10 protein-coding genes are annotated in these 10853 nt (G+C 61.4%); 4 read left to right on the top strand and 6 right to left on the bottom strand.

Annotated elements, in window-relative coordinates; genetic code table 11:
- Positions 1-103: 103 nt before the first annotated feature.
- Genes GNF76_RS17665 through GNF76_RS17645 form a run of 5 tightly spaced genes read right to left on the bottom strand, consistent with a single transcriptional unit; the run spans position 104 to position 6339 of the window.
- Positions 104-871, bottom strand: a complete 768-nt coding sequence (locus GNF76_RS17665) for an enoyl-CoA hydratase/isomerase family protein (protein ID WP_155584400.1) — start codon at positions 869-871, stop codon at positions 104-106.
- A complete protein-coding gene (gene atuD / locus GNF76_RS17660; RefSeq protein ID WP_155584399.1) occupies positions 868-2025 on the bottom strand; it encodes a citronellyl-CoA dehydrogenase in 1158 nt (385 codons plus the stop codon). Before atuD ends, GNF76_RS17665 begins: the two co-directional genes overlap by 4 nt.
- A 20-nt stretch (positions 2026-2045) precedes the next feature.
- On the bottom strand, positions 2046-3662 hold the full coding sequence (atuC, locus tag GNF76_RS17655; RefSeq protein ID WP_155584398.1) for a geranyl-CoA carboxylase subunit beta: 1617 nt from the start codon (positions 3660-3662) through the stop codon (positions 2046-2048).
- Positions 3663-3665: 3 nt separating this feature from the next.
- Entirely contained in the window at positions 3666-4538 is an 873-nt protein-coding gene (locus GNF76_RS17650) for an SDR family oxidoreductase (protein WP_178123392.1), read from the bottom strand.
- Between the two features lie 16 nt (positions 4539-4554).
- Positions 4555-6339 (bottom strand): acyclic terpene utilization AtuA family protein, encoded by a 1785-nt coding sequence (locus GNF76_RS17645; protein ID WP_155584397.1) that lies wholly within the window; start codon positions 6337-6339, stop codon positions 4555-4557.
- Positions 6340-6492: 153 nt separating this feature from the next.
- Here GNF76_RS17645 and GNF76_RS17640 point away from each other — a divergent pair, with 153 nt between their 5' ends.
- The 3 genes from GNF76_RS17640 to GNF76_RS17630 all read left to right on the top strand — a co-directional run bounded on the left by GNF76_RS17640 (position 6493) and on the right by GNF76_RS17630 (position 9093).
- On the top strand, positions 6493-7116 hold the full coding sequence (locus GNF76_RS17640; RefSeq protein WP_155584396.1) for a TetR/AcrR family transcriptional regulator: 624 nt from the start codon (positions 6493-6495) through the stop codon (positions 7114-7116).
- 99 nt (positions 7117-7215) lie between these two features.
- A complete protein-coding gene (locus tag GNF76_RS17635; RefSeq protein WP_155584395.1) occupies positions 7216-8019 on the top strand; it encodes a substrate-binding periplasmic protein in 804 nt (267 codons plus the stop codon).
- A 60-nt stretch (positions 8020-8079) separates the two neighbouring features.
- Entirely contained in the window at positions 8080-9093 is a 1014-nt protein-coding gene (locus GNF76_RS17630; protein ID WP_155584394.1) for a GNAT family N-acetyltransferase, read from the top strand.
- 147 nt (positions 9094-9240) lie between these two features.
- Here GNF76_RS17630 and GNF76_RS17625 read toward each other — a convergent pair whose 3' ends face one another.
- On the bottom strand, positions 9241-9792 hold the full coding sequence (locus tag GNF76_RS17625; protein WP_155584393.1) for an RNA polymerase factor sigma-70: 552 nt from the start codon (positions 9790-9792) through the stop codon (positions 9241-9243).
- 287 nt (positions 9793-10079) lie between these two features.
- Here GNF76_RS17625 and GNF76_RS17620 point away from each other — a divergent pair, with 287 nt between their 5' ends.
- The gene (locus GNF76_RS17620) at positions 10080-10835 is read left to right on the top strand and encodes a thioesterase II family protein (protein ID WP_155584392.1); all 756 of its coding nucleotides are present in this window, start codon (positions 10080-10082) and stop codon (positions 10833-10835) included.
- Positions 10836-10853: the final 18 nt, after the last annotated feature.

Here is a 10853-nt window from a genome sequence, read left to right as displayed (position 1 = left end):
CCTTTGGTTACTTTGGGGCTTTTCCAAAGTGACCCGCCGTAAGGGCGGAACCAATAGCCGCCATCACCGCAGCACCGGATATGCCCACCATCAACCCCCCCCATCACCCAACCCACCGAGGCTTACGCTTCTGCACAAAAGCCTGAGTCCCCTCAACCCCTTCCTCCCCCATCACCGCCTCGGCAAACCACTGCGCCGCCTGGTCCAGCAATGGCCCCAAGGGCTGCTCAACACTGGCCAGCAACAGAGCCTTGGTCCGTGCATTAGCCCCAGGCGCACACCGCAGCACCTGCCCCAACACCTCATCCAACCGCTGCGCCAACGCCTGGGAATCACCCTCGACAAAGTGCACCAACCCCAAGCGCCCAGCTTCAACCCCATCAACCCGCGCCGCCGTCAGCGCCAACCGCCGAGCCTGGGTCAAACCGATACGCTTGACCACAAACGGAGCAATCTGTGCCGGCAACACACCCAGGCTGGTCTCCGGCAACCCGAACTGCGCCTTGTGATCGGCAATCGCGATATCACTGACACAGGCCAAGCCAAACCCACCCCCCAGCACCGCGCCCTGCAGCACCGTGATCACCACCTGTGGCAGGGCTTCAACCTCCTGCAACAACGCGCCAAACACCCGGTTGAGCGCCTGCACCTGGTCCTTGCCGCCCGCGTTGGCCATATCTTTCACATCGCCCCCCGCGCAGAAATGCCCACCCGCACCGCTGATCACCACCGCGCGTACCTGGCTGTCGAGCTGCGCCAGTACCTCACGTAATTCGATGACCATCTGCAAGCTCATGGCATTGCGGTTTTCCGGCCGATTGAGGGTGACATGCAGCACCCCTTTATGGCGTTCCAGCAGCAGGGTACTCATGGCTTTTTCCCTGGCAGGGTGCCCATCAGTTTGCAGATGATCCCCAGCATGATTTCGTCGGCACCGCCGCCAATCGACACCAACCGCACATCACGGTAAGCCCGGGCCACCGGGTTGTCCCACATGAAGCCCATGGCGCCCCAGTATTGCAGGCAACTGTCGCTGACTTCCCGGCCCAGCCGCCCGGCCTTGAGCTTGGCCATGGAGGCCAGTCGGGTCACGTCCTGACCTTTGATGTACTGCTCGGTGGCCTGGTAGACCAGCGCCCGCAGGCATTCGATTTCGGTGGACAGTTCGGCCAGGCGAAAGTGGATCACTTGGTTGTCAATCAGTGCCTTGCCGAAGGTCTGGCGTTCCTTGCAGTACTCGATGGTGCTGTCGACGCAGTACTCCAGGCCCTTGATCATATTGGCGGCGCCGAACAGCCGTTCTTCCTGGAACTGCAGCATCTGCATCATGAACCCCGCACCTTCGTGCCCGATGCGGTTGCGCTGAGGCACGCGCACGTCGTCGAAAAACACCTGGGCGGTTTGCGAACTGTGCATGCCGAGCTTTTCCAGGGGCGCACTGACGCTGACGCCGGGCGTGTTCGTCGGCACCATGATCAGTGACTTGTTGATGTGCGGCTTGCCGTCCGAAGTGTTGGCCAACAGGCAGATAAAATCAGCACTGGGGGCGTTGGTGATCCACATCTTGCTGCCGTTGATCACGTAGTCGTCACCGTCCTTGCGCGCATGGGTTTTCAGCCCGGCCACGTCGGAGCCGGCACCGGTTTCCGAGACGGCGATGCAGCCGACTTGCTCGCCGCTGATGGCTGGGCGGAGGAACTCGTCGCGCAGTTCATCGGAGCCAAAGCGGGCCAGGGCAGGGGTGCACATGTCGGTCTGCACGCCGATGGACATCGGGATGCCGCCGCAGCGGATGGTGCCGAGCTCTTCGGCGGCGACAATCGAGTAGCTGTAGTCCAGGCCCATGCCGCCGAATTTTTCCGGCTTGGAAATGCCCAGCAGGCCAAGCTCGCCGGCCTTGTGGAGGATGTTGTGGATCGGGAAGTGTCCGGCCTTTTCCCATTCGTCCACATGCGGGTTGATCTCGCGCTCGACAAAGCCACGGACGGTGCGACGCAGTGCTTCGTGTTCCTGGGTGAAGATCATTTTTATTGTTCTCCTGTAGGTTAAAACCGCGCCACACCAAAACTGTTGGGCTGCAATTGCCGCACCTCGGCTTCATGGCAGATATCCAGCAAGTAGCCGAGCAAGGTGCGGGTGTCCCGTGGATCAATCAGCCCGTCGTCCCACACATTGGCGCTGCCATACAGCGCGGTGGACTGGCTGTCGAGTTTCTGTGCGGTGACCTGTTCCAGCATGTCGAGCATTTTGGGATCGGGCACCAGTCCGTCCTTGAGCTGCTTGGCCTCGGTGACAATCCGCAGCACCTTGCCCGCCTGGGCGCCGCCCATCACGGCGGTGCGGCTGTTGGGCCAGGCGAAGATAAAGCGCGGGTCCAGGCCACGGCCGCACATCGCGTAGTTGCCGGCGCCATAGGAACCGCCGACGACGAGGGTCAGTTTCGGTACACGCGCATTGGCCACCGCCTGGATCATCTTCGCACCGTGCTTGATGACACCTTGCTGCTCCGACTCGGTGCCCACCATGAACCCGGTGGTGTTGTGGAAGAACAGCAGCGGTGTCCGGCTCTGGTCGCACAGTTGAATGAACTGCGCCGCCTTGCTCGCGCCCTGGGGGGTGATCGGGCCGTTATTGCCGATAAAGCCACAGGCCCGGCCCTGGATCTGCAAGTGGCCGCAGACGGTATGGGGATCGAACTCGCCCTTGAATTCGAGGAAGTTCGAAGCGTCCGCCAGGCGTGCAATGATTTCCCGTACGTCGTAGGGCTTTTTCGGGTCGTCGGGGATCAGGCCCAGCAGCTCTTCGATCGGGTACAGCGGTTCGGTATAGGCGCGCGTAGGTGGGGCGGGCAAGCGCTCATCCCAGGGCAACAAGCTGACAATCTCACGCACGATACGCACACCGTCGGCGTCGTTTTCGGCCAGGTATTCGGCGGTCCCGGCGGTCTGTGCGTGCATCTCGGCACCGCCCAGGGCTTCATCGGTGGCGACTTCACCGGTAGCGGCCTTGAGCAGCGGCGGGCCGGCGAGAAACAGTTTCGCCTTGCCGCGCACCACTACCACGTAATCCGACAGCCCTGGCTGATAAGCCCCGCCGGCGGTGGCCGAACCATGAACCACAGTGATCTGCGGCAAGCCCATGGCTGACATTCGCGCCTGATTGGCAAAACTGCGCGCGCCCTCAACGAAGATCTCCGCTGCGTAATTGAGGTTGGCGCCGCCACTTTCGGCCAGGGTCACCACCGGCAATTTGTTCTCCATGGCGATCTGTTGCAGGCGCAGGGATTTTTTCAGGCCGCTGGGGGAAATGGTTCCGCCCTTGATCGCGCTGTTGTTGGCGACCACCAGCATGCGCACGCCGCTGACGTAACCGATACCGGCAATCAGTCCGCCGCCGGCCGCGCTGCCGTCCTTGTCATCGTGCAGTTTGTAGCCGGCCAGGCTTGCCAACTCGAGAAACGGCGCGCCGGGATCCAGCAGCAGATTCAAGCGTTCCCGTGGCAGCAGTTGCCCGCGCTTGTCGAACTTGGCCTTGGCCTCGGCCGCCTTGCTCAGCAGGTTTTGCTCCAGTTGACGCAACTGATGGATGCCCGTGAGCATCGCTTCACGGTTCTGGGCAAACTGCAGGCTGTGGACGTCGAGTTGCGAGTCGATCACCGGCATGGCTTATTTCTCCTCCTTGAGTACGTCCGGCAGGTACGCCCGGTGGAAACCATTGAAGGGCTCGCTGGGCGGCTGGGCCTTGTGCAATGGCCAGGCGCGGCTGCCCAGGCTGGCGGCGCCGTCGATACGCAGGGTGCTGCCACTGACGAACGCTGCGGCAGGGCTGAGCAGAAACACAATCGCCGCGCTGACTTCCGACTCGGTACCGATGCGCTTGAGGGGAACGTGTTCGCGCAAGGTGGGAATCACGGCCTTGAACGCGCCTTCGTAGGTGTCCATGCCACTGGAGGCAATCCATCCCGGTGCCACGGCGTTGACCCGCACCCCGGCGTAACCCCATTCAAAGGCCGCAGTCTTGGTGAAGTTGTCCATCCCCGAGCGCGCCGCTCCCGAGTGGCCCATGCCCGGCATGCCGCCCCACATATCGGCGAGCATGTTGACGATGGCGCCGCCGTGCTTGCTCATGGACTGGTTGAACACTTCCCGTGCCATCAGGAATCCGCCCACCAGATTAGTGCGCAGCACGGTTTCAAAGCCTTTCTGATTGATTGAGGCGAGCGGCGAGGGGTATTGGCCGCCGGCGTTATTCACCAAGCCGTGAATCGGGCCGTGTGCCTGAATGACCTGGCTGACCAAGGCTTTGACCGCCTCCTCATCACGGATATCGCAGGCCAGCCAGCTCGCGATGCCGCCGTCTTCGAGGATTTCCGCCATGACCGTTTGCAGCTTTTCCGGCTTGCGGCCCACGAGGATCACCTGGGCACCGAGGGCGGCCAGTTCATGGGCGGTGCAGCGGCCGATACCGCTGCCGCCACCGGTGACGATAACGGTCTGCCCTTGAAACAGGTCGGCTTTGAAGATCGAGTCGAAGGCCACGGCACGGATCCTTTAATTAGTTAAGTTGATCGGCGAGGTGTTGCGGCACGGCAATCGGGATCTCCAGCAATTGCTGGGCGAAGGCTTTACCTTGCGGGTCGATGCGCAGGCTGGCGATCCCGCCGCCGCCCAGGGCGTTTTCCAGCAGGAAGTTCAGGCTGTGGCTGCCGGGCAGGTACCAGCGTTCGACGCGGCCGTGGACCGGGTCGAGCACGTGACTCATCCAATCGACGATCACTTCTGGTGTCAGCGCCTCGGCGATCCACGGCAGGTACTCGGGCTTGCGGGCGATTACGCCGATGTTGCTGTGATTGCCTTTGTCGCCGGAGCGCGCCACAGCGAGTTTTACCAGCGGTACGCTGGCGTTGGCCTGGCCCAGGGGTTGAGGTGGGTCGAGCGGTACGGGCAGGGTGTGGGTGTTCAGTGCCTGGCTTTTCGGCAGGTCGCAGGGATGACGTTCGCCGAGAAAGTCGACGGCCAACGTGCAGGCGGTCTTGTCGATCAGAAACGAAAACAGCCGAATCAACGGATAGACCGTTGGCCGTCCACCGACGATGCCGGTCAACCCTGGCGCCATGCCGGTAGCCGCCTGGGCAATCTCCCGGGCGAACAGCACCAGTGCCTGTTTGCTGGGATGACGCACTGCCAGTTTCACCACCACCTCACGGCAATCCTGGCGCTGTGCATGGGCGCCATAGGTGGCTTCGCTGCCCAGCAGTTCGATATTCACATCGGTGTAGGGCGCCCAGCCACGCTGGCTGAATAGTTCCGAAGTCTTGTTGATGATCGCCTGGCTGACCCGCTCGGCCTTGGCCACGGCGTCGATACCGGCGATCAGGCAACTGGCGGTGCAGCGAAAACCGTCCGGCCAGGTGGCGCTGACCTTGTACTGATCGGTCGGTGGCAGGCCTTTGGCGCCGTGCAGGTGCACGCAGTTTTTGCCTTGCTGCTGGAGCTTGACCTGGCTGAAATCGCAGATCACGTCGGGCAGCAAATAGGCCCGAGGGTCGCCGATTTCATACAGCAACTGCTCTGCGACACTCAGTTCGCTGATCAGGCCGCCGGTGCCTTCGACTTTATTGACGGTGAACTGGCCATCGGCGCTGACCTCCACAATCGGAAAACCAATGTGCTCGTAATCTGGCACGTCGCGCCAGTCGGTGAAGTTGCCGCCGGTGCACTGGGCGCCGCATTCGATGATGTGCCCGGCCAGCGCCGCCTGGGCCAGGTGATCGTAGTCGTGCCACGACCAGTTGAACTCATGCACCAGCGCCGCGCTGACCACGGCGCTGTCCACCACACGCCCGGTGATGACGATGTCGGCGCCGAGTTTCAGTGCCTCGACGATGCCCGGTGCGCCGAGGTAGGCATTGGTGGACACACACATTGGCGGCAGGGGCGCGCCGCTGAACATATCGGTGGTACCGGTGAGTTGTTTGAATTGCGGCTGTAAGTCATCCCCGAGCAGCACGGCAATTTTCAACGGGATCTGCGCCTGATCGCAGGCGGCTTGCAAGGCGGTGGCGCAGGCTTGGGGGTTGATGCCGCCGGCGTTGCTGATCACGCGGATGCCCTGGCGTTGGATGTCGCCGAGCAACGGCGTGAGGACCTCGACGAAGTCGGTGGCGTAGCCGGCCTGGGGATCTTTCATCCGTGCCCCGGCAAGGATCGACATCGTGACTTCCGCCAAGTAGTCGAACACCAGGTAATCCAGCGCGCCGCCTTGTACCAACTGCGCAGCGGCGGTGCAGGTATCGCCCCAGAAGGCGCTGGCACAGCCGATACGAACCGTCTTGTTCATGAGAAGTCCTTCTCTGAAAGGGCTGTGCCGAGACTACCAAGCAAGCGCTTGGTTTGTAAACTCTAGTCACAAGTTTTACCCAAGCGCTTGCTTGGGTGGCTGTCACGGCCTAAATTGCCGGCCAAGACGTAACCAGAAGTTAAGGAGAGCAGCATGGATGAGCAAAAAGCCCTGCTGGTAATGCGCGCCATGGTCGACGCCGGGCAATTGACCGACCCTGACAGCGCTCGCGGCAAGTTGCTGCAAACCGCAGCTCACCTGTTTCGCAACAAGGGCTTCGAGCGCACCACGGTGCGTGATTTGGCCGGTGCGGTGGGGATTCAGTCCGGCAGCATCTTTCATCACTTCAAGAGCAAGGACGAGATCCTGCGCGCGGTGATGGAGGAAACCATTCACTACAACACTGCGCTGATGCGCGCGTCCCTGGCTGAAGCGAGCAACGTGCGTGAGCGGGTGCTGGCGCTGATTCGCTGTGAATTGCAGTCAATCATGGGCGGCAGCGGCGAGGCGATGGCGGTGCTGGTGTACGAATGGCGTTCCCTGTCGGCCGAAGGGCAAGCTCAGGTATTGGCCTTGCGTGACGTGTATGAAGACATCTGGTTGCAGGTGTTGGGCGAGGCCAAGGACGTCGGTTATATCAAGGGCGATGTATTTATTACCCGACGCTTCCTCACCGGTGCCTTGTCCTGGACCACCACCTGGTTCCGCGCCCAAGGCAGCATGACCCTGGAACAACTGGCAGACGAAGCGTTGCTGATGGTGCTCAAAGCTGACTAGGCTTGTCGCGCAAGCCATTAATTGTGCGGCAGAAAGTTGTCTCGCCAGATAAAAACGCCTAGCTTAGCGGCATCAAAATTTTGAACGGTGCGTGCCTTGATGTTTTCGCCATGGCGGCTGGCTGCGGGACTTACAATATTGGCACTAGGCGCGCTGTGGCAGGCACCGGTTTGGGCGGGCCAATTGGTTCGAGTCGGCGCCGCACATTTTCCGCCTTACACCGTGCGCCCGGAGCAGGGCGCCGACACCGGGTTGCTGCCGCAACTGCTGGAAGCCTTGAACAGTTTGCAGAGCGACTACCAGTTTGTGCTGGTGCCTACCTCGATTCCCCGGCGTTTCCGTGACTTCCAGCAGGGCCGGGTCGACATGGCGATCTTCGAGAACCCGAAATGGGGTTGGCAGGATATTCCTCACGTCGCTGTCGACATGGGCCTGGAAGACGCGGAAATCTTCGTCGCCCAGCGTGCGCCGGGTCGCGACCAAGGGTATTTCACGGACCTTTCGGGCAAGCACTTGGCGGTGTTCAGCGGTTATCACTATGCGTTTGCCAACTTCAATTCTGACCCCAAATACATGGCGGAGCATTTCAACGCCACGCTGACGTACTCCCACGACAGCAATCTGCTGATGGTCGCCCGTGGCCGTGCCGACATTGCCTTGGTGACCCGTTCCTACCTCAGCGATTTTCTGGTGCGCAATGCGGATATGGCCGGGCAGTTTCTGGTGTCCGAGCGAATTGATCAGGTGTACCACCACTTCGCCTTGCTGCGGCCCAAGGCGCCCCTCAGCGGCGAGGCGTTCGCCGAATTGTTGGGGCGGTTGCGTGACAGTGGCGCGTTGTTGAAGATTTTCGAACCCTATCGTATTGAGGTCTTGCCCGTACCCGCTGTACCCCAGGGTTAAATTTTCCCGCCTGGCTCACGTCACTTCTTCAACTGTCGACGATTACCGTGAGCCTCACCCATGTCCAATCTGAATGACCTGTCGGTCCTGCCCTTGCCGGCAGGGCCTGCCTTGAATGCCGATGAAAGTGAAAGCCGCCTGAGCCTGACCCTGGAAGGCGAGTCGCTGATTCGTCTACGCCTTGAGCGTGGCGATGAGTTGCAGGTGCATTTGCAGGAGGCCGGCAGCGTGCCGGCTGCTCGCGCGTTGTGGGCGGCCTGTTACTGGCTGTTCGCCAAGGAGCCGGCTCGACAACACCTGACCTGGTACCTGGAGCACGCCCCCGATGATGCCTTGCGCAGCGGGTTGCTGGTCGCCACGCCAACGCCGGGCCAGTTTCGTTGCGAGCGCACGTTGTTCTGGCAATTGCCGCAACCCTGGCTCGGGCAACCCCTCAGTGGCGCTTATCCGCAGCAGATGAAGATCAGCGACGGCAAGCGTCACCCCGTCCGCGCGCCGAAGCCCCGGGGTGAGGTTTACCGCCGTTTCGATGCGCGCCTGGGTGCATGGGTGTCATTGCGCACCGTCGAGATCGACGTCGACCTGGCCCGCTTCAACCGCTGGCAAAACAGTGCGCGAGTGGTGCATTTCTGGCAGGAGGGCGGCAGCCTGGAGCAGCATCGCGAGTACCTGGACAAGCTGGACGCCGACCCGCACGCGCTGACCCTGATCGGGTGTTTTGATGATGAGCCTTTTGCTTACTTCGAAGCCTATTGGGCCAAGGAGGACCGTATCGCACCGTTCTATGATGCCGGCGATTACGACCGCGGCATTCATATGTTGGTCGGGGAGGAGCATCACCGGGGCCCGCACAAGGTCGCCAGCTGGATGTCGGCGCTGGTGCACTATCTGTTTCTGGATGATCCACGTACCCAGCGGGTAGTGGCTGAACCGCGTGCCGATAACGCGAAGATGATCGGCCATATGCAGAACCAGTGTTTCCACTGCGAGAAGGAATTCGATTTCCCCCACAAGCGCGCGGCACTGATGATTCTGGGGCGTGAGCGGTTTTTTGAGCGGTGTGGGTTGGTGTGACGCTGGTGTGACGCTGGTGTAGCCGCTGCCGAGGCACGAGGCTGCGATGGGCTGCGTAGCGGCCCCAGTGGCGGTCCTGCGGACACGCATCGCAGCCTCGTGCCTCGGCAGCGGCTACACCGTTATTGCACGCACGCGGCTCTGTCGTCAGACCCGCCGCGCAAACGTATCGCTGTGAGTCCCCGAGACCTTGCGGCAATGCACCAGTGCATCACGAATCATGAAGTTCACCAGGGTCGGTGAGACCCCCAACTCCTTGGCGATGTCCTTTTGCGGCACGCCATGCAGGCGATACATCTCGAACGCGTAGCGGGTGCGCTTGGGCAGCTCGGTCAGGGCGTCCGCGATGTTTTCCAGGGTCGAGAAATTGATGTGCGAGGTTTCCGGTGACGCGCCGTGAATCACCACATTCAAGCCTTCCTCTTCGGTGCCTGAGTACTTCAACTCCAGCGCCTGCTTGCGGTAATGATCGATCGCCAGGTTGCGCACGATCTGAAACAGGTAACTGAGCTGGGCTTTGAACGATGAAGTAATGGTCGGCGCCGATTGCAGGCGGAAGTAGGCGTCTTGCACCACGTCTTCGGCACGGGAGCGGCAACCGGTAATGCGGGCTGCGATCTTGACCAGGATCAACCGGTTGTCGACAAAAGCCTGGAGTAACGGTGAGTCGCACCTGCTTGTGGATACTTGTTCCGTCATGGAAGTCACCTTGCTGCAAAAGAGGGTGGTGGGGGGCGTCCGTGCTGAGCCTCCCTACACATCGGGCAACAAATTATGCTGAATGATAATGATTGTCAAATGAGAAGACGAACTAATCTTATGTCTTTTCGTCAGGTGTGAACCGCGTCTCGCTCGTGCCCGGCGACTAATTATTTCCAGATGCCATCCGTTCTCATGGATGACAGGCCTGTTAGCAAACGGGCCAAGGATCCGCTCTGGGAGGAGGACAAAATGGGTTTCTATCGTGAGTGCCGGGGTGCTTTGCAATGAGCTCACCGACACGACTGCGCCTGTTTTGCCTGCCGTATTCCGGTGCCAGTGCCATGGTCTACAGCCGTTGGCGCCGGGCGTTGCCTGAGTGGTTGCAGGTGTGTCCACTGGAGCTGCCAGGCCGTGGCAGGCGCATGGATGAGCCGTTGCAGCGCGACATCAAGGCCTTGGCGGCGCAACTGGCGGTTGAGATCAGCGTGCAACTTGATGGCCCCTACGCTTTGTTCGGCCACAGCCTTGGCGGTCTGCTGGCATTCGAGCTGGCCCATGCCCTGCGCGAGCGCGGTATGCCGGAGCCCCTGGCGTTATTTGCGTCCGGTACGGCGGGCCCGGCGCGGCGAGATGTCAGCGAATACGCCATCGAAAAGACCGATGCGCAATTGATCACCCGCCTGCGCGAACTCAAGGGCACCGCCGAAGATGCCTTGGCCAATCACGAGTTGATGCAGTTGATGCTGCCGATCCTGCGGGCCGACTTTCTGCTGTGCGGCAGCTTCCACTATGGCGAGCGCGAGCCGCTGGCGATGCCGATCCATGTGTTTGGTGGCAAGCAAGACAGTGTGCGCGCCGAGCAACTGCTGGATTGGCAGGAAGACACCACCACCGGCTTTTCCCTGGACATGTTCGAGGGGCACCACTTTTTCCTGATGCAACAGGAAACCTCGGTGCTGCGCTGCCTGCGCCGTTATGCCGACGAACACCTGGCTCGCTGGCGCAATGGCGCGGCGCGCCAGAATGCGCTGAGCCACTAGGGCACACGCCCCTCGCCA

This window comes from Pseudomonas spelaei (genome assembly GCF_009724245.1).
Lineage (GTDB): Bacteria > Pseudomonadota > Gammaproteobacteria > Pseudomonadales > Pseudomonadaceae > Aquipseudomonas > Aquipseudomonas spelaei.
Note: the sequence above shows the minus strand (reverse complement) of the source record. Positions and strands in the feature narration are given on the sequence as shown.

Coding starts and splice junctions, on each gene's coding strand:
- GNF76_RS17665 (WP_155584400.1), bottom strand. CDS start 871: ATGAGTACCCTGCTGCTGGAACGCCATAAAGGGGTGCTGCATGTCACC.
- atuD (WP_155584399.1), bottom strand. CDS start 2,025: ATGATCTTCACCCAGGAACACGAAGCACTGCGTCGCACCGTCCGTGGC.
- atuC (WP_155584398.1), bottom strand. CDS start 3,662: ATGCCGGTGATCGACTCGCAACTCGACGTCCACAGCCTGCAGTTTGCC.
- GNF76_RS17645 (WP_155584397.1), bottom strand. CDS start 6,339: ATGAACAAGACGGTTCGTATCGGCTGTGCCAGCGCCTTCTGGGGCGAT.
- GNF76_RS17640 (WP_155584396.1), top strand. CDS start 6,493: ATGGATGAGCAAAAAGCCCTGCTGGTAATGCGCGCCATGGTCGACGCC.
- GNF76_RS17635 (WP_155584395.1), top strand. CDS start 7,216: ATGTTTTCGCCATGGCGGCTGGCTGCGGGACTTACAATATTGGCACTA.
- GNF76_RS17630 (WP_155584394.1), top strand. CDS start 8,080: ATGTCCAATCTGAATGACCTGTCGGTCCTGCCCTTGCCGGCAGGGCCT.
- GNF76_RS17625 (WP_155584393.1), bottom strand. CDS start 9,792: ATGACGGAACAAGTATCCACAAGCAGGTGCGACTCACCGTTACTCCAG.
- GNF76_RS17620 (WP_155584392.1), top strand. CDS start 10,080: ATGAGCTCACCGACACGACTGCGCCTGTTTTGCCTGCCGTATTCCGGT.